The sequence below is a fragment of the Lactobacillus sp. ESL1191 genome, from assembly GCF_058504435.1.
In genome coordinates, this window is sequence record NZ_CP196365.1 from 1,069,793 (window position 1) to 1,095,678 (window position 25,886).

Annotated in this window: 18 protein-coding genes, 3 tRNA genes, 3 rRNA genes and 1 pseudogene; all 25 read right to left on the reverse strand. The window is 43.5% G+C overall.

The window, feature by feature from the left end:
* Position 1: 1 nt before the first annotated feature.
* The 25 genes and pseudogenes from ACSYSN_RS05505 to ACSYSN_RS05625 all read right to left on the reverse strand — a co-directional run bounded on the left by ACSYSN_RS05505 (position 2) and on the right by ACSYSN_RS05625 (position 25,805).
* Positions 2-1,294, reverse strand: a complete 1,293-nt coding sequence (locus ACSYSN_RS05505; RefSeq protein ID WP_491711904.1) for a PTS sugar transporter subunit IIC — start codon at positions 1,292-1,294, stop codon at positions 2-4.
* The gene (locus ACSYSN_RS05510) at positions 1,291-2,715 is read right to left on the reverse strand and encodes a 6-phospho-beta-glucosidase (protein ID WP_491711905.1); all 1,425 of its coding nucleotides are present in this window, start codon (positions 2,713-2,715) and stop codon (positions 1,291-1,293) included. Before ACSYSN_RS05510 ends, ACSYSN_RS05505 begins: the two co-directional genes overlap by 4 nt.
* Positions 2,709-3,557, reverse strand: a complete 849-nt coding sequence (locus ACSYSN_RS05515; protein ID WP_491711906.1) for a MurR/RpiR family transcriptional regulator — start codon at positions 3,555-3,557, stop codon at positions 2,709-2,711. The genes ACSYSN_RS05510 and ACSYSN_RS05515 overlap by 7 nt, the downstream gene beginning before the upstream one ends.
* A 238-nt stretch (positions 3,558-3,795) precedes the next feature.
* Positions 3,796-3,868, reverse strand: a tRNA-Val gene (locus tag ACSYSN_RS05520).
* A gap of 274 nt (positions 3,869-4,142) precedes the next feature.
* Positions 4,143-4,520, reverse strand: coding sequence for a hypothetical protein (locus ACSYSN_RS05525; protein ID WP_491711907.1), 378 nt, complete (start codon positions 4,518-4,520; stop codon positions 4,143-4,145).
* 108 nt (positions 4,521-4,628) lie between these two features.
* Positions 4,629-4,958, reverse strand: coding sequence for a hypothetical protein (locus tag ACSYSN_RS05530; RefSeq protein WP_491711908.1), 330 nt, complete (start codon positions 4,956-4,958; stop codon positions 4,629-4,631).
* 111 nt (positions 4,959-5,069) lie between these two features.
* Entirely contained in the window at positions 5,070-5,387 is a 318-nt protein-coding gene (locus ACSYSN_RS05535) for a hypothetical protein (RefSeq protein WP_491711909.1), read from the reverse strand.
* 242 nt (positions 5,388-5,629) lie between these two features.
* Positions 5,630-5,719, reverse strand: a tRNA-Ser gene (locus tag ACSYSN_RS05540).
* A gap of 5 nt (positions 5,720-5,724) precedes the next feature.
* Positions 5,725-5,797, reverse strand: a tRNA-Asn gene (locus tag ACSYSN_RS05545).
* 11 nt (positions 5,798-5,808) lie between these two features.
* A 5S ribosomal RNA gene (gene rrf, locus ACSYSN_RS05550) occupies positions 5,809-5,925 on the reverse strand.
* A gap of 84 nt (positions 5,926-6,009) precedes the next feature.
* Positions 6,010-8,920, reverse strand: a 23S ribosomal RNA gene (locus tag ACSYSN_RS05555).
* A gap of 210 nt (positions 8,921-9,130) precedes the next feature.
* Positions 9,131-10,692: ribosomal RNA gene (locus ACSYSN_RS05560) — 16S ribosomal RNA — on the reverse strand.
* Together the 16S, 23S and 5S rRNA genes with 2 tRNA genes alongside form the textbook arrangement of a ribosomal RNA operon.
* Before the next feature lie 352 nt (positions 10,693-11,044).
* On the reverse strand, positions 11,045-11,563 hold the full coding sequence (locus tag ACSYSN_RS05565; protein ID WP_491711910.1) for a hypothetical protein: 519 nt from the start codon (positions 11,561-11,563) through the stop codon (positions 11,045-11,047).
* Between the two features lie 174 nt (positions 11,564-11,737).
* Positions 11,738-13,099 (reverse strand): DEAD/DEAH box helicase, encoded by a 1,362-nt coding sequence (locus ACSYSN_RS05570; RefSeq protein ID WP_491711911.1) that lies wholly within the window; start codon positions 13,097-13,099, stop codon positions 11,738-11,740.
* Positions 13,092-14,048, reverse strand: coding sequence for a DHH family phosphoesterase (locus ACSYSN_RS05575; RefSeq protein WP_491711912.1), 957 nt, complete (start codon positions 14,046-14,048; stop codon positions 13,092-13,094). The genes ACSYSN_RS05570 and ACSYSN_RS05575 overlap by 8 nt, the downstream gene beginning before the upstream one ends.
* Before the next feature lie 58 nt (positions 14,049-14,106).
* Positions 14,107-15,243, reverse strand: coding sequence for a DNA polymerase IV (gene dinB, locus ACSYSN_RS05580; RefSeq protein WP_491711913.1), 1,137 nt, complete (start codon positions 15,241-15,243; stop codon positions 14,107-14,109).
* Entirely contained in the window at positions 15,236-16,684 is a 1,449-nt protein-coding gene (gene zwf / locus ACSYSN_RS05585) for a glucose-6-phosphate dehydrogenase (protein WP_491711914.1), read from the reverse strand. Before zwf ends, dinB begins: the two co-directional genes overlap by 8 nt.
* 138 nt (positions 16,685-16,822) lie before the next feature.
* Complete coding sequence (yajC, locus tag ACSYSN_RS05590; protein WP_491711915.1) at positions 16,823-17,230, reverse strand: preprotein translocase subunit YajC; 408 nt, start codon at positions 17,228-17,230, stop codon at positions 16,823-16,825.
* Between the two features lie 66 nt (positions 17,231-17,296).
* The gene (ruvB, locus tag ACSYSN_RS05595) at positions 17,297-18,292 is read right to left on the reverse strand and encodes a Holliday junction branch migration DNA helicase RuvB (protein ID WP_491712910.1); all 996 of its coding nucleotides are present in this window, start codon (positions 18,290-18,292) and stop codon (positions 17,297-17,299) included.
* A gap of 63 nt (positions 18,293-18,355) precedes the next feature.
* A complete protein-coding gene (gene ruvA, locus ACSYSN_RS05600) occupies positions 18,356-18,940 on the reverse strand; it encodes a Holliday junction branch migration protein RuvA (RefSeq protein WP_491711916.1) in 585 nt (194 codons plus the stop codon).
* Positions 18,941-18,944: 4 nt separating this feature from the next.
* A complete protein-coding gene (mutL, locus tag ACSYSN_RS05605; protein WP_491711917.1) occupies positions 18,945-20,822 on the reverse strand; it encodes a DNA mismatch repair endonuclease MutL in 1,878 nt (625 codons plus the stop codon).
* 2 nt (positions 20,823-20,824) lie between these two features.
* On the reverse strand, positions 20,825-23,425 hold the full coding sequence (mutS, locus tag ACSYSN_RS05610) for a DNA mismatch repair protein MutS (protein ID WP_491711918.1): 2,601 nt from the start codon (positions 23,423-23,425) through the stop codon (positions 20,825-20,827).
* Positions 23,426-23,540: 115 nt separating this feature from the next.
* Positions 23,541-24,188: a pyroglutamyl-peptidase I gene (gene pcp / locus ACSYSN_RS05615; protein ID WP_491711919.1), complete on the reverse strand. Its 648-nt coding sequence runs from the start codon at positions 24,186-24,188 to the stop codon at positions 23,541-23,543.
* Positions 24,189-24,215: 27 nt separating this feature from the next.
* A complete protein-coding gene (locus ACSYSN_RS05620; RefSeq protein WP_491711920.1) occupies positions 24,216-25,088 on the reverse strand; it encodes a DUF979 domain-containing protein in 873 nt (290 codons plus the stop codon).
* Positions 25,089-25,137: 49 nt separating this feature from the next.
* Positions 25,138-25,805: pseudogene (locus ACSYSN_RS05625) on the reverse strand (DUF969 domain-containing protein).
* Between the last annotated feature and the right edge of the window lie 81 nt (positions 25,806-25,886).

The following is a 25,886-nucleotide window of genomic DNA, read 5'->3' on the forward strand; positions in this document are numbered from 1 at the left end:
ATTAATTTTCAGAATTTTGCTGAGATAATAAAAATTGATCATATTTTTTGATAAATGGCCAATACACAATTGCTGATAGTACGATAATTGCTACTTGCCATAAAGCTGTCCGCCAGCCGCCAATTAAAAAGCCAGAAATAATTGGTGGCGTTGTCCATGGAACCATGACTCCCGAAAACAAGGGTAAAAGTCCCGTCTGCATCAGTAAGTAACTGACAATGCCTATCATGGTCGGAAAAACAATAAATGGAACAAGCAAATACAAGTTTATTACGATGGGTACACCAAATATAACCGGTTCATTAATATTAAAAAAATTAGGGAAAATTGAAAGCTTGCCTAATTCTTTCAGAGCCGAAGACTTTGCGAAAAAGGTCATGTAAATCACTAACCCCATCACAATTCCAGCACCCGTCATACACAAATAATTATCCCAAAATTGTTGTGTGAAAATATGTCCCCCATTGCTTACAGTTAACTTTTTACCAGCATCTAAGATGGCTTGATTTGAAGACATATTAGACTGCAAAATTGGAGCTAGAATGGCGCCACAAATGGCACCACCGTGAACTCCACACCACCATAAAATTGACATCATGATGGTCATGATTATCACTCCACCTAAAGAATCAGTTACACCCTGAAGTGGAATTTGAATTGCTGAATAGATTAGTTCCGTAAAGCTTGTGTTAGCCAAAAACTTACAAATTGCACAAACTGCTCCAGCACAAACCAAAACAGCACCACTGGGGATAAGCGCCATGAACGAGTTAGACACTGCTGGTGGGACTCCTGCAGGCAGCTTAATCCGCCAGTCTTTTTTGACACAAAGGCTGTAAATAAAACCACTAGCTAGCCCAACCAGAATAGCACAAATCATGCCTTGCCCTGCGGTCCATGTTTTTGAAATAACATTAGCTATAGCTTGTCCTGTTTGTGGTTTAACCTCAGAAGGTAACAACATGATAAATGCACCTAAGGCCGCCAAACTGCCCGAAAAGGGCGAATCAACTTTTTCATTTCTAATATAAGTATAGGAAATTCCAATAACTGCAAAAATTGCCATTAAGGAAAAAGACGATTGATAGATTTGGTTAAAGACATCAGCCCAGCCACTCTTTGTAATTACGTTAGCGACTACTGGTACCGGAATATTTGCCAACAGTAAAAATAACGAACCCACAATCAGAAACGGCAACACAAACATCATTCCATCTTTCAGGGCCATAATAATTTTAGTATTAGTAAATCTCATAACAATTGGTACTAGTTTTTTGTTAATAAAAGTATTCAATTTTCTATCCTCACTTGATTAGCTAAACACGCTCCATTAGTTCTTATTACTTTTTTATACCAATTAAACGATTGCTTATAATAAGTTCCTGCTTTTCCATTTTTCACTTCTGCTAAATCAACGTAGATTAATCCATAGCGTTTTTCTATTTCGCCAGTAGACGCGCTGACAATATCAATTGCAGCCCATGGCGTATAGCCAATAACTTTAACACCATCTATTTCAATTGCCTTTAACATTTGAACAACATGATCGGATAAATACTTAATGCGGTAGTCATCATTAACAATGTCGTTCTTTATTTTATCGTAGGCGCCATAGCCATTTTCGACTATAAATAGTGGCTTTTGGTAGCGTTCATAAGCAACATTTAAAATATACCGTAGTCCGACAGGATCAATTGCCCATCCCCAAGCACTCTTAGAAACATGTGGGTTAGCCTTCTCCACAAAATTGTCATCTGCATCAAACTGGGCAATTGTTGATTTATAATAACTAAATCCCAAAAAATCTACTGTCCCTTTTTTTAAATTGATTAGGTCTTCTTGGGTAATATCTAATTTAATTTTTCGATTTTGCCAATATTTTGCTATATACGAAGGATAAGTTCCCCTAATTTGAACATCACTAAAAAAGAAACGCCGATCCATTGCCTTCAAGCTAGCAATTTGATCAAGTGGTTTACAAGTTGCAGGATAGATCGGTCCTAAATGCAACATGCAACCAACCTGATTAGTTTGATCAATCTTTTTTGCTGCTTGGACCACTAGAGCACTAGCAACAAACTGATAATGACTAATTTGATACATTGTTTGCTCTTGATTTTCATCATCACAGTACAAAACGCCCGCACCGGTCCAGGCATTAAACGGATTATCGATATCAATCAAATTATTTATTTCATTAAAAGTCATCCAATATTTAACTTTGCCACGATATCTTTTTAAACAAGTTTTAGCGTATTTCAGAAAAAAATCAATCATTTTTCGATTTCGCCAACCACCGCAGTGTTCAGCAAGATAATACGGCATTTCAAAGTGAGACAAAGTTACTATGGGTTGGATATCATACTTTAGGCACTCATCAAAAACTTGATCATAAAAAGCTAGGCCCTTTTCATTAGGCTTATTTTCATCTCCTTTTGGAAAAATTCTCGACCAAGCAATGCTTAAACGGAAACATTTAAACCCCATTTCGGCAAACAACTTAATTTCTTTTTTGTAATGATGATAAAAATCAATGCCAAGGTGATTGGGATACTCTTCACCCGTTACAATACCTTTCGTTATCTTTCTGGGGCAATCGACACTTCCCTTGGTCATTACATCTGCTACACTAATTCCTTTATCATCAACATTCCAAGCTCCTTCATACTGGTTGGCCGCTACAGCACCACCCCATAAAAAATCTTTATTTAACAATTTGTTTGATCCTTTTCTTGTTCTACTTTATCCGATACTTCACTAATTTTTGAATAATTGCTTAACATTTTTAGGGACATTAGTACGTCAAAAAGATACTGAATTGAGGAAATATAAACGATGTTACTCAATTCTAATGTGTTTTTTGTTGTCATAATTACCATCGTTTCATCGCAAAACTGACAGATTTTGCGCTTAACCGAATCGCAAACCACTACCAGCTTATAATTTTCTGACTTCAACCGTTTTGCAGTATCGTACATATGAATATTATTTCCTGTATGAGTTAAAATAAACGCCAAGGGTTTTTGTTCAGTCTTTTCGTAAGTTTTTGCATGCATTAAATTTACAGAGTCATAGGCTTGAGCGTCAGCGCCAATTTCTTGAAAATTAAGGCAAAATAACTGGGCTAAAGGGTAATTTAAGCCATCACCATAAATTTCTATTCTTTCAGCATTATTAATTAATTCGGCTACACGAGCTAATAATTCCGTATCAAAGATATTTTTTGTATAACTTAAAGCGTTGTGGTGGACTGTTTCAATTTGATTCAAAACTTTTTTGGGCTTTTCATTACCAGAAAAAGAACTACTTTTCAAATCATTATCTAATTCGATAATTGTTGGTAATTCAGTTGCCATCTTATATTTAAATTCTTTAAATCCGCTAACTCCGGCTTTTTGACATAAACGAATTACCGAAGAAGCACTAGAATAACTTGCCTTGGCTAATTCATTAACCGTCATACCTAACACCTTCTGCGGATTTCTACGAATGAACTTTAAAATTACGCTTTCCTGTCCAGTTAGCTGATTATTCAATAATAGTTTGTCTAATATCATAATTTTCCTTTCGGCCGTTAAGATCAATTACTCTATCGACAAGTTTATTATATGGTGTTAGCGCTTTCTCAATCAACCTTATTAAGTGCTTTGGTATAAAAGTTCAGGTTGCGTACTTAAAAAGCACTAATTTGGTAAAATTATCCAATTTTTCTTTAAAGGCAAAAAAGCAGCATGTTGCAACATGCTGTTGGTTAAAGAAAAAAGAATGAAGTTACCTCCATTCTCTTCTAGGTTATGGAGGATATAGGGCTCGAACCTATGACCTCCTGCTTGTAAGGCAGATGCTCTCCCAGCTGAGCTAATCCTCCATCTCATTGTCGTCTCTCGACTACTCTTAAAACTTTACCATAGGATTTTATACTTGTCTAGCTTTTTTGCAAAAAAGTTACAGGGAACCGCGGTTTGCGACTACCTAAACTTTGCTCTCGTCCCTGACAATATCCAAAATGCTATTCACAAAATTCAACTTTTAAAAAAATAAAAAACACCATCTTTACTCAGTCAGTGAAAATGTCTAAACCCGTAGTCATTCTTTCTTAATAGCACTGCACGCAATTGCCCAGAGATAGAATAACGTTTTTACTACAATCCCAGGCCAGCACATTGAAAGTCAACGTGGTTAATATTATCAAGCTTAAGCACTTCTCCTGAAATAATGATTCCATCCATGTCATAGCCTTGAACAAAACCGACAATATTAGGCTGCAAATTGCCCTCTAAATCGACCTCTTTTAACTGGACAGTAACGGGCAGGTGGTTAGCATAGGCCTTTAGTAACATTCCACTTATTACCGCTTCAGTCATCGCCTCCTTTTTAGAATAGACGGTGGAGCGCTGGTAATTATCCCTATTCATGGTTGCCGTATGGTCACTGAGAAAAAAACCCTGCCATTTTTTCATGCCGCGATCTTGGTAGTTTTTAAAAAAATCATCTAATTGCTGATCAAATTCCTTGCTCATCTGCATCCTCTTCTTGAATACGAATATCTGTTCTATTATAGACACAAAAACTTTGATTAGCAATTGAAAAGTACTCAAAAATCACTCTGGTGAGTGCTTTTGTTAGTTTTACTTTAAATATTTAGATATGTCTAAGCCTAATTCCGAAGCTTTTTTTAAAATTTCCCCTAAATCTAAACCATAATCTGTGATCGTGATTTCATACATAAAATCATGAATATCATCTACTTCTGTTGCTTTACCAAAATTGAAAAAGGCTCCAACAAGTCCGAGCCATTGCAAGACAGTAAAAAAGTCTTTATCGGAGTATACACAAAAGTAGATAGTATTATCAAGTGATTTTTCTAAATGACTTTCGATTTTTCTTTCTTCTCTGAGAAAATTAAAATAAATAAGCAAATTCTCTTGTTTTTTGGGGTTCATATTTTGATCCATCATTCACTCTCGGTTTCACACAATTGCTACAGTTTCGGTAAGATAGGGATAACGCTTACTAGCATGATAATAATATCCAACTTTTGATAACTCATCTTTAATACTTTTGCTGTTTTATTTTAAATATTTCGAAAAATCAAAGCCATTATTCATGGATTCTTTTAAAAGCTTCTTCCCGATATCAAGTCCATAATCCGTGATAGTAATTTCATAGACAAATTCATGAATATCATCTACCTCTTCTCCTTTACCAACATTGAAATAAGCCCCGATAAGTCCAAGCCATTGTAATACTGTTAAGAAATCTCTCTCAGTATACACGCAAAAAAAGATACTATTATCAAGTATTCTCTCAACATGGCTCGTTATTTTAGTTCTATCACTGCTTAAATTTAAGTAGATCATCAAATTATCTTGTTTGTTCTTATCCATTTTTAAAAACCACCGTAAATTTTAAATATGTCGAAATTTGCTACAGTTAAGCTTAATTTGCCTACAGCTTGCCCATTAAGTACTACATACCCTAAAGTCAATATATACCAACTTCGCCAGTAATTATAGAAAAATTATTACTGACCTAGTGCTTTCACATTGATTTTTTATATTTCTTTGCCGTGCGAAAGCAAACAAAAAGACTGAATACCTTGATATATCAGCCTTTTATTTTATATTAGCGGAGTGTGAGAGATTTGAACTCTCGATACAGGATTAACCCGTATACATGATTTCCAATCATGCTCCTTAAGCCGCTCGGACAACACTCCATATACTCCGGCTGTCAGACTCGAACTGACGACATCTTGATTAACAGTCAAGCGCTCTACCAACTGAGCTAAGCCGGAATATTAAAAAAGCACGGCAGCGTCCTACCCTCGCAGGCAGTCTCCCACCAACTACGCTCGGCGTTAAGAAGCTTAACTGCTGTGTTCGGCATGGTTACAGGTGTTTCCTTCTTGCTCTTGCCACCGTACTTTTCTCTTTTTGAGTTTTTACACTCAAAACTAAATATAATCCTTCGAAAATTCCCTTCCCCAATCTTTAGCTTGCACTCGCTTTGGTCAAGTCCTCGACTGATTAGTACTAGTCCACTCCAAACCTCACGGCTCTTCCACTCCTAGCCTATCTACCTCATCGTCTTTGAGGTGTCTTACTACTTTCGTATGGGAAATCTCATCTTGAGGGGGGTTTCGCACTTAGATGCTTTCAGCGCTTATCCCTTCCATACGTAGCTACCCAGCTATGCCCTTGGCAGAACAACTGGTACACCAGCGGTATGTCCATCCCGGTCCTCTCGTACTAAGGACAGCTCCTCTCAAATTTCCAACGCCCACGACGGATAGGGACCGAACTGTCTCACGACGTTCTGAACCCAGCTCGCGTGCCGCTTTAATGGGCGAACAGCCCAACCCTTGGGACCTACTTCAGCCCCAGGATGCGACGAGCCGACATCGAGGTGCCAAACCTCCCCGTCGATGTGAACTCTTGGGGGAGATAAGCCTGTTATCCCCAGGGTAGCTTTTATCCGTTGAGTGATGGCCCTTCCATGCGGTACCACCAGATCACTAAGCCCGACTTTCGTCCCTGCTCGAGTTGTCGCTCTCGCAGTCAAGCTCCCTTATACCTTTACACTCTGTGAATGATTTCCAACCATTCTGAGGGAACCTTTGGGCGCCTCCGTTACTCTTTAGGAGGCGACCGCCCCAGTCAAACTGCCCATCTGACACTGTCCCATGCCTCGCTTAGAGGCCCTGGTTAGAGCAGCCATCAAACAAGGGTAGTATCCCAACATTGCCTCTGATAATACTGGCGTACTATCTTCTCTGGCTCCTACCTATCCTGTACATGTTTAACAGCTACTCAATATCAAATTGCAGTGAAGCTCCATGGGGTCTTTCCGTCCTGTCGCGGGTAACCCGCATCTTCACGGGTATTATAATTTCACCGAGTCTCTCGTTGAGACAGTGCCCAAATCATTACACCTTTCGTGCAGGTCGGAACTTACCCGACAAGGAATTTCGCTACCTTAGGACCGTTATAGTTACGGCCGCCGTTTACTGGGGCTTCAGTTCAAAGCTTCGCTTACGCTAACCTCTCTCCTTAACCTTCCAGCACCGGGCAGGTGTCAGCCCCTATACGTCGTCTTTCGACTTTGCAGAGACCTGTGTTTTTGATAAACAGTTGTTTGGGCCTATTCACTGCGGCTGGCTCTTACACCAGCACCCCTTCTCCCGAAGTTACGGGGCTATTTTGCCGAGTTCCTTAACGAGAGTTCTCTCGCTCACCTTAGTGTTCTCCACTCGACTACCTGTGTCGGTTTGCGGTACGGGTACGTTAGCTCTCACTAGAAGCTTTTCTTGGCAGTGTGACTCTAGAACCTTCGCTACTTTAATTTCGCTCCTCATCACGACTTGTGCTTTCCGGAAAAAAGCATTTGACTCTTCTCCACACTTATCGTTTAAACATGGGCTTCCAGCGCCATGCGTTCTTTGCCTCCTGCGTCCCTCCTTCGTTTTTAACGATCTAACGCAGTACAGGAATTTCTACCTGTTGTCCATCGACTACGCCTTTCGGCCTTGCCTTAGGTCCCGACTTACCCTGGGCGGACGAGCCTGCCCCAGGAAACCTTAGTCTTTCGGCGGATAGGATTCTCACCTATCTTGCGCTACTCATACCGGCATTCTCACTTCTAAGCGCTCCACTTATCCTCTCGGTTAAGCTTCTCCGCCCTTAGAACGCTCTCCTACCACGTGTATTACTACACATCCACAGTTTCGGTACTATGCTTAGCCCCGGTAAATTTTCGGCGCAAAGTCACTCGACTAGTGAGCTATTACGCACTCTTTTAATGATGGCTGCTTCTAAGCCAACATCCTAGTTGTCTACGCAACTCCACATCCTTTTCCACTTAGCATAGATTTTGGGACCTTAACTGGTGATCTGGGCTGTTTCCCTTTCGACTACGGATCTTATCACTCGCAGTCTGACTCCAGTGCTTTGATCCATGGAATTCGCAGTTTATCTGAATTCAGTAACCCTTGATGGGCCCTTCGTCCAAACAGAGCTCTACCTCCATGATCATCCTCGCACCAGGCTAGCCCTAAAGCTATTTCGGAGAGAACCAGCTATCTCCAAGTTCGTTTGGAATTTCACCGCTACCCACAACTCATCCCCGCAATTTTTAACTTACGTGGGTTCGGTCCTCCAGTGCGCTTTACCGCACCTTCAACCTGGTCATGGGTAGGTCACTTGGTTTCGGGTCTACATCCACTAACTTACTCGCCCTCTTCAGACTCGCTTTCGCTCCGGCTCCGTCCTTTTTGGACTTAACCTCGCTAATTAACGTAACTCGCCGGTTCATTCTACAAAAGGCACGCCATTACCCCTTAACGGGCTCTGACTACTTGTAGGCACACGGTTTCAGGTTCTCTTTCACTCCCCTTCCGGGGTTCTTTTCACCTTTCCCTCACGGTACTGGTTCACTATCGGTCACATGCTAGTATTTAGCCTTGCGAGATGGTCCTCGCTGCTTCAATCGGAATTTCTCGTGTTCCGACCTACTCAGGATCCTGCTCGGCGCGCTCGCAATTTCGCTTACGGGGCTCTCACCCTCTCTGGCTTACCTTCCCAGGTAATTCTGCTATCACTTACGCTACCTTCTTGCAGTCCTACAACCCCACATGATAAATCATCTGGTTTGGGCTCTTTCCGTTTCGCTCGCCGCTACTTGGGAAATCGATTTTTCTTTCTCTTCCTGCAGCTACTTAGATGTTTCAGTTCACTGCGTCTCGCCCTAATAAGCTATTGATTCACTTATTAGTAATGCATCTGCATGCATTGGGTTCCCCCATTCGGATATCTCCGGTTCATCGCTTACTTACTGCTCCCCGAAGCCTTTCGTGGTTCGTCACGTCCTTCTTCGCCTGCTTGTGCCTAGGCATCCACCGTGCGCCCTTCTTTACTTGACCTTACTTCTAAGATCTTACTCTTCTCGGTCGCTCGTGCAATCTGTTCTCTTTTGATTTGATTGTTTCTCGGTTTTTTCTTGGATTATATTCAGTTTTCAATGTACTAACTCTTGAGGTACTACCCTCAAAACTAAACAATGTTTACAAAGTGTGCTTCCTGCTCCTAGGCTTCTTTTAGTATTCCTACTCTCCACCTATTTGCTTCCTTAGAAAGGAGGTGATCCAGCCGCAGGTTCTCCTACGGCTACCTTGTTACGACTTCACCCTAATCATCTGTCCTACCTTAGACGGCTGACTCCTTTGCAGGTTATCCTACCGGCTTTGGGTATTACAAACTCTCATGGTGTGACGGGCGGTGTGTACAAGGCCCGGGAACGTATTCACCGCGGCATGCTGATCCGCGATTACTAGCGATTCCAGCTTCATGCACTCGAGTTGCAGAGTGCAATCCGAACTGAGATTAGCTTTAAGAGATTCGCTTGCCTTCACAGGCTTGCTCCTCGTTGTACTAACCATTGTAGCACGTGTGTAGCCCAGGTCATAAGGGGCATGATGACTTGACGTCGTCCCCACCTTCCTCCGGTTTGTCACCGGCAGTCTCATTAGAGTGCCCAACTTAATGCTGGCAACTAATAATAAGGGTTGCGCTCGTTGCGGGACTTAACCCAACATCTCACGACACGAGCTGACGACAGCCATGCACCACCTGTCTTCCTGTCCCCGAAGGGAACATCTAATCTCTTAGACTTGCAGGAGATGTCAAGACCTGGTAAGGTTCTTCGCGTTGCTTCGAATTAAACCACATGCTCCACCGCTTGTGCGGGCCCCCGTCAATTCCTTTGAGTTTTAACCTTGCGGTCGTACTCCCCAGGCGGAGTGCTTAATGCGTTAGCTGCAGCACTGAGAGGCGGAAACCTCCCAACACTTAGCACTCATCGTTTACGGCATGGACTACCAGGGTATCTAATCCTGTTCGCTACCCATGCTTTCGAACCTCAGCGTCAGTTACAGACCAGAGAGCCGCCTTCGCCACTGGTGTTCTTCCATATATCTACGCATTCCACCGCTACACATGGAGTTCCACTCTCCTCTTCTGCACTCAAGAAATACAGTTTCAGCTGACTTTCCTCGGTTAAGCCGAGGGCTTTCACAGCTGACTTGTCTTCCCGCCTGCGTTCGCTTTACGCCCAATAAATCCGGACAACGCTTGCCACCTACGTATTACCGCGGCTGCTGGCACGTAGTTAGCCGTGACTTTCTGGTTGATTACCGTCAAACAAAAACCAGTTACTGTTCTTGTCTTTCTTCACCAACAACAGAGCTTTACGATCCGAAAACCTTCTTCACTCACGCGGCGTTGCTCCATCAGACTTGCGTCCATTGTGGAAGATTCCCTACTGCTGCCTCCCGTAGGAGTTTGGGCCGTGTCTCAGTCCCAATGTGGCCGTTCAGTCTCTCAACTCGGCTATGCATCATCGCCTTGGTAAGCCGTTACCTTACCAACTAGCTAATGCACCGTGGGCCCATCCTCTAGTGACAGCTTACGCCGCCTTTTATAGCTTGAGCATGCGCTCTTACTTCTTATTTGGTATTAGCACCTGTTTCCAAGTGGTATCCCAAGCTAGAGGGCAGGTTGCCCACGTATTACTCACCCATCCGCCGCTCGTTCCACCGTTTCCGTCCGAAGACTTCTACTGCTTCACTCGCTCGACTTGCATGTATTAGGCACGCCGCCAGCGTTCGTCCTGAGCCAGGATCAAACTCTCATTTTTACATTCGGTTTGATGTTTGCTCATTTTTCCAAGATGTTAATCTCGGATTTATTTGCTTGCGAAATTGACTTCGCTCTTTTGTTTTGGGTTTTTTATAACCCGCACACTTTGCGAAAACATTGTTCAGTTTTCAAGGTACTACTTCCCTGTTTCTTGCAAAACAGCTTTCTTATCTTACCTAACCGGTTGCTCTTTGTCAACTCTTTTCGTTCGGCTTTTGTTCGTCGCCTGGCTCTGCGCTGTACTGCTTCTTGCCCTGACGACAGTTATTAATACTAGCAACTATTTTCCCCTTTTGCAAGCTTTTTTTGCAAAAAAAAGAATGTTGTTGCCAACATCCTTTTAAATCAGCCTATTTATTTCTATTAATCTTTCTAGTAAGATCATCTAATAGTATGCGAATGCTTTGAAAGACATCTACAATCGGATGCTCACACTCATGTAATATCCAATTATCGATAATTGCATAAATTCCATTGGCAACCATTTCAACCTGCGTAACAGAAAAGGCTCCTCGCGGACGCAAATAATTTTCAATTGCTTGCGCATATTCCTTACGTAAGTCATGGTAAAAGATTCGCGGATCCTTTGAAATTAACCGAATATTAGCATAAAAAATTTTGTTTTTTTTGATTTTTTCAAGCATGCGGAAAAACATTTGCGTAATTGATTCTCCACTATTAGAACGCAAGGTTCTTCTAATCTGAATTTTCAGCACTTCCGTAAACATGTCACTCATATTGTGGTATCGCAGGTAAAAAAGCCGCCGACTGATAGCTGCATCTTCACAAAAATCTACTACCCGGTACCTTTTTCGCGAACAGTTTGATAATTTTTCCAGCAGTACTTGCTCATGTTCAATAACTTCCATAATTTCCTCCTTTTGCCTAAAATGTATTAATTTGTAACCTAGATAGTTTAAATTTATCAATTTTTCGGCAACTTAACAAGGCTAACTGTTAAAAAAATACCATAAATTTTATTTGCAGTAATCATTAGTTGATTTGAATAGAAAAGGCAAAACTGAAAATCCAGTTTTGCCTTTTTATGCTTGGCTATCATGGCGTGCCTTGCGCTGACGCATTGCCTTTCTAAGCTGATGACGCTGCTCAAGCTTACGTTTCTGGGCCCGATCACGTTGAATCACCTGTTTGATTTTTTTCTTATAGCCAGGTTTGCGTTTATTTTTGACCTTTTTTACATAGCCTTTTACCTTAGTGTCAACATCATGAACAGTTGCACTACGGTCGCGGCGACTACGGTAGTGTTTACGCGGAACTAATTCCTCATTTTTGATTTCCACAAAGTCAAAGTGAATCCCCATCTTTTCTAAGCCCGCAATACTCTTCATTTCATCTTCACGAATCAAAGTCACGGCATGACCAGACATCCCATTGCGCCCAGTCCGCCCAATGCGGTGCACCACAAATTCCAGATCACGCGGAAGCTCATAATTGACCACTAAACTAACACCATCAATATCAAGGCCGCGGGCGGCCAGATCTGTAGCTACAACGTACTGGTACTGATCAGCCTTAACCTCGCGCAGAGTGCGCTTACGTTCTCGCTCGGTAATCCCGCCATGAATCTTAGCAACGCGTAAGCCTTCGTCCTGTAAGAAACGTGTTAACTCATCAACCGTTTGTTTGGTATTAGCAAAAACCAAAGCCAAGTAAGGCTGCCCCATCGTTAATAGTTGGTATAAAACCCGCTTGCGCTTCTTCGCACCAACGTCAATTAGGTCATTTTTAATAGTTGGCGAAATTACAGCCGGATTATCGATAACAATCTGCTCTGGCTTGGACATGTACTTACGCAAAAAATTGCTTAACTTAACTGGAATGGTCGCCGAAAATGCAGCAAAGGTAGTACTTTTGGGCAATCTCTGGGCAATGAAGTCGATATCGCTTAAAAAGCCCATATCTAAAGTCATATCGGCCTCATCAATGACGAAACTTTTTACATCATCAAGGGGTAGTAGTTTCTTTTCCACAAAATCATGTAAACGACCCGGTGTTGCAATAACCACTTGCGGTTTATGATTAGCTAGTTTCTTTAGCTGGCGGTCACGGTCACTGCCCCCCGCAAAGTGTGCAATTGAAATATTGAGTCCCGTCGCATCACGCAATTGCCGGGCAACCTGATAGAGTTGTTCTGATAATTCACGACTAGGAGCAGTTAAGATGGCCTGCGGATACTCCAGACCTTCATCGAGCTCATTCAGCACCGGAATTAAAAAGGAGTGAGTCTTGCCCGACCCAGTAACAGCTTGCACTACTGTATTCTGACCCGCTAGTAAAACCGGAATCACTCTTTCCTGAACCGGCGTCGGGGTACTGAAGTTAATCTTAGTCAGGCCCGACCTAACGGCAGGTTTGAGCTGTTCATCTTGAAAAATATTACTCATGCTTCTCCTGGTATTTCTTAGTTACTTCAACCAGTTCAGCAAAGACCTGCTTTACTTCCGCCAGGTCCTTAGCATTAGCACCACTGGCTAGAGCGTGACCTCCACCATCATGTTGGGCGGCTAAGTCATTGATTACAGGACCCTTGGACCGGTAATGCACTCTGAAAGTACCGTCTGGCTTTTCTACAAACACGTTCCAAGCAATGATGTCCTTGATTCGACCTGGGGTAGAAACTGTACAAGCTGCCTGTTCCGCATCAACTCCGACCTTATCCAACATTTTTTGGGTTAAAACAGCATAGGCGGCACCACTAGGGTCAACCTTCATGCTATCCAATGTCTCTGCCTGTAGCTTAGCTTGCTCAAAGGTCACGTCGCTAATGTTACGGGCAATTTCGTTAATGTCGATCCCGGTTGATGTCAACTTTGCGGCCACTAAGAAGGTATGGACATTAGTTTCTGAATACATAAACCGCCCAGTATCGCCTACAAGACCAGCATATAAGGGATATGCAACTTCAGCTGTCAAAGGCAAATTTCGCTCCATAATGAATTCAGACACAATTTGCGAAGCAGCAGGGGCATCTTCTTCAACGTAATTAAGGTCACCGTATGGTTCAACGTTGGGATGATGATCAATCTTAATTAGCACTTCACCATGGTCATATAACTTATTAGCAATGCGAGCCGTGTTACCGGTATCGGTCGTAATTACCAAAGCACCATGGTAATCTTCTTCCTTGACGTCATCCATTTTATTAATCCAAGCCAGGTCACCCTCATCATTGTCGCCAGCACACAGAATCCGCTTGTCAGGAAATTCCAACTTTAATGACCGTGCAAGTCCAGCTTGTGAGCCTAAAGCATCTGGATCTGGACTGGTGTGACGATGCAAAATAATGGTTGAGTATTCCTCAATTTTTTGATAAATCTCTGCAAATGTGTTCATTTAATTTCTCCTTAAAAAATATTCTTTAGTACTTTAACTATTTTACCAGAAAACTTACTCAATCTGTAAACAAGTCTAAAGTAATGTTCTCGAAGTCTGCCTCAGAAAAGTCAGTTGCGGTAACACCAAGCAATCTGATACCAACATTTAAGAATTGCGTGGCCAGAGGATCAAACAGGGCGCGCGCAGCTTCATAAATTTCAGTTGAAGCATTGGTCGCATGGTCTAACTTATGACGCTTAGTGACTGTTTCAAAATCATTATTGCGAATTTTCAAAACAATAGTGTTAGCAAAAAATTCACGATTTTGCAATTTCTCCGACAAGTCAAGGGCGTAATTCCTGATGTTGGTCAGGGCTACTTGCTCATCATAGACACAAGGCTCATAAGTACGCTCGATTCCAATTGACTTACGATTACGTTCATTATCAGGGACTACTCGCGACAAGTCAATACCATTAGCATGCGCAGCCATCATATATCCCGCACGATTGAATTGATCAATCAGCTGGCGAACATGCATTTTTTGCAAATCACCACCGGTATAAACTCCCAGCTCAGCTAGTCGAGCCTGTGTCTTGGGACCAATACCGTGAAAGTTAGCAATTTTTTGCTGGGCTAAAAATGCCTTGGCTTCACTTGGAAGAATGACTGTCCGCCCAAGGGGCTTCGAGTACTCCGACCCCATTTTGGCTAAAAACTTGTTATACGTTGCACCGAACGAACAGTTCAAGCCAACTTCTTTTCTTATGCGTGCCTGCAAATCAATGGCCAGTTGAACTGATGAAGTAGCGCCAAGTTTATTCTGGCTCACATCCAAGTAAGCTTCATCTAAAGCAATCGATTGAATAGTATCGGTCAGCTCAGCCATCATTTGATGAATCGCTAGCGAAACCTGACGATACTTGGCAAAATCTGGGTTTAAAAACTTCAACTTCTCTTGGGGAACCAGCCGCAACGCCTTAGTCGAGGCCATGGCTGAATGGACACCAAACTGCCGGGCAACGTAATTACAAGTTGCAACGACCCCATGCCCATTGTTGTTGCGGGGATCTTGGCCAATGACCACCGCCTTATTCTTAAGCTCGGGATGATCTCGAATTTCAACAGCAGCATAGAAGGCATCCATGTCAATATGGATGATTTTGCGGTGGGTGTCATTCTGCGGGAGCAAGCCGTCGCTATAGTCATTCATAAATCCAGCGCTCAGTCGCTGACTCAAATATTTCACTTGCAGCCTTTGGCCCCATGCGATATGGCAAGTACTGAGCTGGTTCTTGTCCAGCTTGGTTATCTTTTTGCCAGGCCGCTTCAACCGCATCAATAAAGAGCCAGAATTTCTTCAGTTCGTTCCATTGGGTAAAATTTGTTGCATCATTGACAAAAACATCCCGTAAAAGCCGTTCATAGCCATCTGGTACTTGGGCTTCTTCCTCTTTTGCAAAATGGTAGCCCAAGTTTTCACGCCGAATACCAGGTTCATTGATTTTTTTGCCATTAATCGTAATGTAAATCTGCATGTCGGGATCGATCACAATCGTGATGTTATTAGAATGGGCCTGACCGTATAAGTTGGACATGTGTTTTAACACAATGTCAATCCGGCTCTTCTTTTCCCGCATCTCCTTACCCGTCCTAAAGTAGATCGGCATCCCCGCCACGGGTCCCTGCTTAAACTTGACCTCACCAGCCACAAAAGTCTCTGTGGTTGAATCAGCCGCAACATTAGCTTCCTGCCGGTAGGCAAAAGTTGTATCACTCCCTAGATACTGACCACGCACAAAGTGCCGGGCAATTTCAGCTTCACTAGGAATCAGTAGACTATCCAATAATTCCTGTTTAGCAGCATGAATACTCTTAGAGCTTAAGTCCTCAGGCTCGGGCATCGCCAGCAGGGTAATAATTTGAAAAATATGATTTTGAACCATATCCCGCAGAGCACCTGAAGTTTCATAGTAGCCTCCCCGCGCTTCAACGCCGAGCTGCTCGGCCAAGGTTACCTGAATGTTTTTGATTGTAGAATTATTCCAGACGTTTTTAATTAGCGGATTAGTCAGCCGCAGCGGCAAAATATTCTGGATCATTTCCTTACCTAAATAATGATCGATCCGGAAAATATCGTCTTCAGCAAAGGAAGCCGTAATTTGTTGGTTCAACTTTTCAGCCGAAGCTAAATCGCGGCCAAATGGTTTTTCCACTACAATCCGATTGAAGCCCGTACTAGTCAGGTGCTGGTCATTGATATGTTCCGCAATCGCACCAAAAAAGCGTGGGGCCATCGCCATATAGAAAATTCGATTACCCTGGGCACTATAGCGGTCATCAAGTTCCTGGGCTAAACTTTTAAGTGTCTTGTAATGGTCAATATTGGTCACATCATGAGATTGGTAGTAAAAGTGACTGGCAAAGGTTTTTAAGTCATTTTCATTGACGGCACTATGCGTTTCATGAACGGCGTCACTGACCTGATCGCGCAAGAAGTCATTGGTCCACGGGCGGCGGGCGGTGCCAATAACCGCAAAATTATCGTGAATCAGTCCCTGTTCATAGAGATTGAACAGGGCTGGATAAAGTTTACGGTGAGCCAGATCGCCGCTTCCGCCAAAAATAATCATCACCACTGGAATATTTTTCATGAAAAGATCCTTTCCCTAAAATACTTTTGATTAGTCTTATTCTATAATACTTTCTTTAGAAACTTTAGTCTTTGACCCCAGTTAAGCAAAATCTTACCAAACTAGCCAAAATAAAAAGTGCCAAACTGGCACTTCTTGCTATTCTGCTGAATCATCTTTAGAATCGTTTGCTTGGTCTTTTGTTGGCTTTTTAGCCGGCTCAGCAGGTTTAGCTTCTTTGGCGGGTTCAGCTTCCACTGGTTCAGAAGAAGCGGCAGAGATGATCTGCTGCACTGCCATCCGGTTAAAGGTCAGGTAGATACCATCAGCGTCAACCACTACGGTCTTATCTTCAGTGTTAACCGCGTCAATCTTACCATGGAGTCCGTCAATCATGACCACGTGGTCACCTTTTTTCAGCTCGTTCATCATTTCCATTTTTTGCTGTTGCTGCTTCTTTTGGGGCTTGATCATGGTAAAGTACATCAAGCCAATCAAAACTGCAAAAATCACAATTGTCCAGATGCCATTCATGCCGGTATTAGCTGCTAAAAATAAAGTATTCAATTTTACACCTCATCAGTTTAAAAATATCAATCAAGTTAATTATACAAAAACTATTGCGTATTTGCACTACTCATTTGGAACAGGCAGCCCTAGCTGCAAATACGCCTTCTTTGTTACCATCCGCCCGCGCGGCGTCATCAACAGAAAACCTTGCTGCAATAAGTAGGGTTCGTATAAAGACTGGATTGTTTCCACATCTTCTCCCGTATTAGCGGCCAGCGTCCGAATACCAACCGGTCCACCGTGATAGTTCTTGATAATTACCTGCAAAATCTTGCGGTCGGTCTGGTCTAGACCTTCATCATCAACTTGCAGCTGCTTAAGCGAAGCTGCCGCAGTCGGAAGGGAAATTACTGATTCACCCTTAACTTGGGCGAAATCGCGCACTCGCCTGAGCAGACGGTTAGCCACCCGCGGCGTTCCCCTTGACCTCCGAGCCAGTTCCTGGGTGGCCGCGGGTGCAATCTTAATGTTAAAAACCGCGCTAGACCGGCTAATAATTTTGCCTAATTCAGCGGTCTTATAATACTGCAAATGCTCCACAATCCCGAAGCGATCACGCAGCGGCGCTGCCAATTGACCAGCCAGAGTTGTTGCACCAATCAGGGTAAAGGGTGGCAGCGGAACGTGAACCGCATGAGTTGTCTGACCTTCACCAATGACAATATCAACATAGTAATCTTCCATCGCCGAATAGAGTACTTCTTCAATCGGCTTAGCCAGGCGGTGAATCTCGTCGATAAACAAAATATCACCTGGCTCTAGGTCGGTCAGCAAGGCAACTAGGTCCCCCGCCTTCTCAATGGCGGGGCCACTCGTACTCTTTAAGTGCACCCCGAGTTCATTGGCAATTACAAATGCCAAGGTTGTCTTTCCTAAACCAGGTGGTCCATATAACAGAACATGGTCGAGGGCTTCATCACGCTTTTTGGCGGCTTCAACATATACTGCCAGCTCTTTTTTGACCCGCTCCTGGCCCAGATACTCGTCCAGCGTCTGCGGGCGCAACGTGAATTCCGTCTGCTCTTCCGCTTGTCCCTGACTTTCAGCCGAAACAAGCATCTTTTCATTATCTGCCACCTGTTTCACTCCCCCTCTAATACTTTACTTCCATTATAGCAATAATTACTTCTTAAGAAGTAAGGCCAAGCCTTTTTTAATATATTGTTCAGCGCTTAACTCATCTTCTTCTGCCAACTTAGGCGTAATGCGGTCGACTTCTTTTTGCGTATAACCCAGAGCCAGTAAGGCCAGTAGCGCATCGTTTAACTCTGGTCCGACTTCTTGGTCGCTAGCTTGGTTAAGCTTTTGAACGTAGTCGCCCAACTTGCCCTTTAAGTCGAGCACAATTTGCGACGCCGTCTTCTTGCCCACTCCAGGAAAATGGGTCAAGTACTTGACCTCACCTTGCTCGATAGCCGCAGCAAGAGAGTTACTATCCTCGGCAGCCATAATCGCCAAGGCCGACTTGGGTCCGATTCCGCTCACACTAAGCAACTTCAAAAAAAGCCCCTTGTCTGCTTCAGATTGAAAACCATACAGGGCAATGCCAGTATCCCTGACAATCTGTTCAATAAAAACTTGGACCTTTTGGCCCTCTTGGTAGGCAAAGGGAGTGGGGCTGAAGACTTTATAGCCCACACCGCCAACATCAATAACAAGGTAGTTCGGCTTTATTGCACTAATTTTTCCAGCTAAATATTCATACATTAACTTAATCCTTCTTAAACATTTTTTGTAATTCACTCTGCCGCAACCGCACAATTACTACCTGACCGTTAGCATCATGGTAGGGATCAGTCAGTGCTCGTAAGTGCGCCAAAAGGTCTTCGCAATCCGCCGTCGTTAATTTTTCACGGCCAGTAACTGCCCGTTGCGCCTGATCAGCAGCAATGTGTTTAAACAAGTTGGCCAAATTGTTCTGGTCAACATTCAAGAAACGGTCAAGGATAGCGCGTACTGACTTTTCTAGCTCTCCATTGAGCCAAGTGGGATAGGACCGCAAAACAAAAGTATTTTGCCCAAAGTCTTCGAGGAAGAGACCAATTTTTTTGATTTCGTTCAACTTGTCCTTAATCTGGATAAACTCGAAATTGCCGAATTCTAACATTAAAGGAGTAAGCAAACCCTGCTGGTTGATCTGCTGCTGTCCGTCAAGTTCACGCTTAATCTGGTGAAAACTGATAAGCCGCCGAGCGGCTACCTGGTCAACTAGGTATAAATCGCCAGCACTAGCCGCCACCAGATAGCTACTCGTCTGTCCCACCAGGCTTAATTCAGGCAGGCTACTTTCCAAACGTTGATCTCCTTTGGAGATAACCGTTTTCCCGCCAGCAGTTGGAAAAGGGGTAAGCTGCTCTTGCCGAGCAACATTTTTTTGCCAAGTTTTAGTAATTAGATAACGATCATCATCACGCGGTTGATTCAAGTCAACATATTGCTGGTGCGATTTGCTACTTATTTGCGCTGCTGGGCTTTCATTGACCTCATCCACTACCGGGGCACGCTCAGTTTCGACCACATTTTTGTTTAAGTTAAATTGCAGTTGATCAACTAAGGTTGTTGCCCTAGTTGCCCACAAGTTAGCTAGCGCCGAGCCTTGAACTTCTTTGTCCAGTAGTGCGTCACTAATTGCCCCAGTAATCAACCGGCGCAGACCAGTTTCCTTAGATAGTCGCACCTCACGCTTAGTGGGATGGACATTTACATCGACTAACAGTGGATCGGTCTCAATTCGCACCACTGCGATCGGGTAATGCTTAACCGCCAGATTAGTGCCATAGCCATCCAAGATTGCCGCTGCCAGCTGGAAGTTTCGAATGTAGCGACCATTCAACAAAAGTGAGATGAAGTTGCGGGTTGATCGGGTGAGTTCCGGTTTGGAAATTAATCCTGAAACCGTAAAATCAGTGTCACTGCTGCTGAATGGAATCATTTTACTGGCAATATTACGTCCGTAGACATTAGCCACCGTCTGACTCAAGTTACCATTGCCAGCTGTTTGCAACAAGGTTCGCCCTTCATTAACCAAGGTGAGCGCTATTTGCGGGTAGCCCAAAGCAAGGCGGTTAATAATATCAACAATTTTCATCATTTCCGTACGTGGACTACGCAAATACTTTAGTCGCGCTGGCGTATTATAGAATAGGTCCTTAACTGTAATTTGGGTACCTTGGACTGCAGCAGCATCTTCCTGAATCGTTTTAGTCCCCGCCGTAAATTCTGCTCGCGTGCCCGCCGCGTTACCGGTATTAGTCAGAATTTCCACCTGACTAACAGCGGCAATCGAGGCCAATGCTTCGCCGCGAAAACCTAAGGTACTTATGTTAAACAAGTCATGCTCAGTATTGATCTTACTTGTTGCATGCCTGGTAAAAGCAAGCTCCAGCTGGTTACCAGCAATACCTGAACCGTTATCCTGAACGATAATTTGCTTGAGTCCAGCATCAATCACGTCAACCCGAATACGGCTACTACCAGCATCAATCGCATTTTCGACCAATTCTTTGACTACACTAGCCGGTCTTTCAATTACCTCACCAGCCGCAATCTGGTTGGTTAAGTTAACCGACAGTTCATGAATTTTAGCCATGATTATTGCTCATCCCTTAATTCTGCTTGCCAACTTTCAACTAACTGCATCACTTGCAGTGGTGTTTGATCTGCTAAATAAAGATTGGAAATATCGTCCAAAATATCTTTTTCCTTGTCTGACCGTTCAGCCTTGCCTGCAGTACCGATAGCGTCTTGTTCCTGGCTTGCTTGATCTACACTGAATAAGTCAAGCTGGGCTGAAGTTGGGTTAAGGTTGCTGCCTTGTGCCTCAAGTCGATTCAATAACTTAGTGGCCTGACGCAAAACCTTGCGCGGCATCCCAGCAAGTTGAGCCACGTGGATGCCGTAACTCTGGTCGGCCGGCCCCGGCAAAATCTTGTGCAAAAAAATCAACTTGCCATTTTCTTCTGTCGCACCAACATGAATGTTTTTTAGGCGGGGTAGGGTCTGCTCCATAGCCGTCAATTCATGGAAGTGGGTGGCAAACAGTACCTTGGCCCCAATCTCATCATGCAAGTACTGGACAATTGCACCAGCTAGAGCCATGCCATCATAAGTAGCAGTTCCGCGACCGATCTCATCAAACAAGACCAGACTACGCTTAGTGGCATGCATCAAGGCATCATTAGCCTCGGTCATCTCAACCATGAAGGTACTCTGTCCTGATATTAAGTCATCTGCTGCCCCGATCCGAGTGAAAATTTGATCAAAGATTGGTAAATCCGCACTAGCGGCCGGCACAAAGGAGCCTACCTGGGCCATCACGGCAATCAAGGCCATCTGCCTCATATAGGTACTCTTACCAGACATATTGGGTCCGGTAATAAGAAAAATATCGGTATCTTCTGCTAACTTAACATCATTGGGGATATAAGAGCCAGCCTGCATTACCTGTTCAACCACCGGATGCCTACCTAGGGTAACTTTTACATCCTGATTATCAGTGTGAAAGCTAGGCCGACAATAATTATTGTCTTCTGCAACTTGGGCAAAAGAGCAGTATACATCTATAGCGGCAAGCTGCGCAGCCAGGTCTTGTAAGGCTGGAATGTACTTCTTTACCTCGTCACGAAGTTTTACGAACAGGTCATGTTCCAACTCAGTTGACTTAGTTTGCGCTTCCAAAATCAGGTTTTCATGTTCCTTGAGTTCTGGTGTGATGTACCGCTCCGCATTAGATAGTGTCTGTTTGCGTGTATAACGGTCGAGTGGCACCTTACTCTTATTTGAATTAGTGACTTGAATATAATAGCCAAAAACAGAATTAAAACCAACTTTCAGATTATCAATCCCAGTTTGCTGGCGTTCGCTTTTTTCCATTTCCATCAGCCACTTTTTGCCATTGTTCATTGCGTCACGGTAGCGGTCGAGCTGACTATCTACACTAACTCTGATTAAGTTGCCTTCAGTTGTTGAAATTGGGGGCTGATCGACCAGCGTGGCAGTAATTAATTGCGCCACACCCTTGAGCGGGTCAATCTTTTGCGCAAAATCTTGCAATATCTTACTATCCGACTTTTGTAAGGTTGCCATTATCGTTGGCACAGCTGCAAGAGAGTGCGCCAACTGTAACAGTTCTCTACCGTTAACATTGCCAAAGGCGATGCGCCCGGTTAAGCGCTCCAAGTCATAAACTCCCTTGAGTGCGTCTGCCACGCTCGCGCGCGTAAAATAACCATCAAGTAGTGCTTGGACCATCTCCTGGCGGTTAGTCAGCTTAGCAACAGTTAATAAGGGGCGCGCTAGCCACTGCTTAAGCAATCTGCCACCCATTGCTGTTTGGGTCTTATCCAGTACCCAAAACAAGGAGCCCATCTTCTTACCGGTTTTAGCCGACGCAATCAGCTCCAGATTCTCTTGCACAGTATGCGACATCTGCAAATACTGGCTCACTTCATAACTGCGCGCAACCTGCAAGTGCGCCAAACTGCGATGTTGCGTTTGAAGAATATAAGCGACTAATTGAGCCACCGCTGCTTTTTCTGCTTGATTAGTTAACTTTTGTTGGGCAAAGGAAATTTCAGCGTGTGTTTCAGTCAACTCCGCCGGTGCCGAAACAGTAATGTTAGCCTGATGCAAAAAATCGCTGGCACTGTCACTCAAGTGACCATTATAAATAACTTCTCTCGTGCGCAATGACAAAAGTTCGTTAGCAACTGCCGACCAAGCCTTCAAATGCGTAGCAAACATCTCCCCCGTCGACAAATCACTGTAGGCCAGTCCAAAAGAATTTTTCGTAGTCACCACTGAGGCTAGATAGTTAACCTCCTTAGCTTGGCTAGGCTTGTCACTAATGTGTGTACCAGGGGTCACTAACTGAATAATGCCCCGCTTGACCATGCCCCGAGCTTTTTTAGGATCTTCTAGTTGTTCACACAAGGCAACCTTATAGCCCTTTTCGACCAGCGTATCGACATAAGATTCCACTGCAACGTGAGGGACCCCCGCCATTGGAATAGGGGTTTCACTCTTGTTTGACCGGTGAGTTAGTGTCAATTCCAATAGTTGCGCACCCTTAACCGCATCATCTTCAAATAATTCATAAAAATCGCCGACACGATAAAAAAGAAAAGCATCGGGATATTGTTGCTTAATTTTATGATATTGCTCCATCATTGGAGTAAGACTTGCTTTTGCCATCTATTCCTCTTTTTCTCTGCTTTACTGCTATTATACCTAACTTGACATTAAAAGAAAAAAGACCGCAATTAAACGATCTCTTTTCTGTTGTGGTTAGTATTACACTTCATTATTTTTAGGCGATCTGACCCTCAATGCTCGGGATATCGGCTTTTCCATCCAAGTCGACAATTGTCTTAATTGCTGCGGTAATGCCTTTGACATCGTCTACTAAACTAAGGCTGGGCATTTCTGGCCGGTCAATTACTTGCTCCGGCAAAAATGGAATGTGCATAAAACCCGCTTTTAGCTCAGGGAATTCCTGATCAATCATATATTGTACTTGGTACATAATATGGTTGCACACAAAGGTTCCGGCAGTAGTTGAGACGGCTGCTGGAAGACCCGCTTGACGAATTGCCCGCACCATCGCCTTAACTGGCAGCTGGGTAAAGTAAGCATTTTGCCCAGCCGCTTGAATCGGGGTGGCAATCGGTTGATAGCCCTTGTTGTCAGCTATCCGGCCATCATCAAAGTTAATGGCGACCCGTTCAGGCGTCAGCGCTGCGCGGCCTCCGGCTTGACCAATATTCAGCACATAGTCGGGGTGCTCTTTCACAATTGCATCATGTACCACCCGGGCACACTCGCCAAAGACGGTGGGAAGCTCTAGTTTAACGATTTGGGCGCCCGCAATCTCATCAGCTAGACGATTAACAGCTTCAATTGCGGGGTTAATTTTATCTTCTCCAAAAGGATCAAAACCTGTGACTAAAATTTTCATTATTTTTCTCTTTTCTCTTCTATAATTTTAAAAGGCTAAAAAGTACATCAGCACAATGTGAACCACTAGCATACTCAGCGCAATTGGAACTTGTTGCTTAATTACCCCTAACGGGTCTTTCATTTCCATCAAGGCAACGGGTAAAGTATTGAAATTAGCTGCCATCGGTGTTAACAAGGTACCACAATAGCCTGCAGTCATTCCTAAAGCAGCTACAATAACAGGCGAACCGCCTTGAGCAACTACAAATGGAATACCAATCCCAGCAGTAATAACGGCAAAAGCAGCAAACGCATTACCCATGATAACTGTAAATAAGGCCATCGAAATGCAATAAAGGCTGACTCCCAAAAGGTGATTACCCACGGGAAAGATACCAGAAATAGCCTTGGCAGTAACGTCTCCAACCCCAGATGCAGTAAAAACTACCCCCAGAGTTGCCAACAGTTGCGGTAAAATACCAGCAGAACCAACTGAGCGCACCATTCTTTGCGTGTCTTCATAGGCAACTTTAGCAGTTGATCTAGTCAGAATCATGGCCATAATCAAGGAAACAATCGCAGCAATGCCAATACCAACTTGTCCACCTAAACTAGTAAATTGACCAATTACGAGTGCTAAAATAGCCAGTAAGATACTAGGGACAAAAATCCAATTGCCGATCCTTTTTACTGTTTGGTCAGCTAACTTTTCATTTATTTTCTTAATATGACCAACACGCACCTGCTTAAACAATGACAGTAAGGCAATTACCACGAGTAACCCGCCACTGACTTCACTTGGAAGCCATTGTCCAGTGGCAAACAATAAGGCAAACAAGAACCAAAATAGTCCTGTTCCCCAGCGTACTGAATTAGTCTGATCGCGCCACGACTCAATCGCAGCTGCTAAAAAGAACAAGCCGATTAAGATAAAAAACCGAGCAACATATTATTAACTAATGCGACCATTATTTCTCCCTCTTTGTTTGCAACTTTTGATCAAAAGCGTGGTTATAATATAAACAGAATAAATAACAAATCAGCGCAATCGGAATAGTATTCAACACGATCCCTGACGGATTAACTGGGTAACCTAATGACTTCATGGTACTTGAAATCAATAAAACACTTGAGGAGGCCACAAAGAGGTTTTGGGCGAAGAAGTTTCCAAAATTCTCGCTGGCCGCAGCTCGGCCTTTAATTTGGTCAACTTCCAAAGCCGTTAATTCTCCGTTAACTTTACCCGCTGCCTGCGCCATTGGATTAATTAATGGAGCAATAAACTGAACATGCCCCTGAAGTGAAATACCAAAAATGCCCGCCAGTTCACGAATTGCCGTATAGATATCGAAAATCCGACCAGGCGTCAAGTTCTTCAGCTTCTTAATTAAATTAACTGAGGCTTGCTTGAGACCATGCCTTTCTAAAATACCGATTGTTGGTAGAGTCAGGAAAAAAAAGGATACCATCGGTTATCAACAAAGCCCTTACCCAAAATCCGTAAAAAAGAGACAAAATCAATACCTGAAACTAATGCCGTTACAAGCGCAGCAATGACCACAACGGCTACAGTATCCAGGCCGAGTGCAAACCCTACGACTATGGCTAAAACGCCTAATAAACTTAAGTATTCCATTAACTATCCTTTCATGTGAAAATAATAATACAAGTAAATATATTAATATTGTTATCATATAATGTCAATAGTTTGACGGAA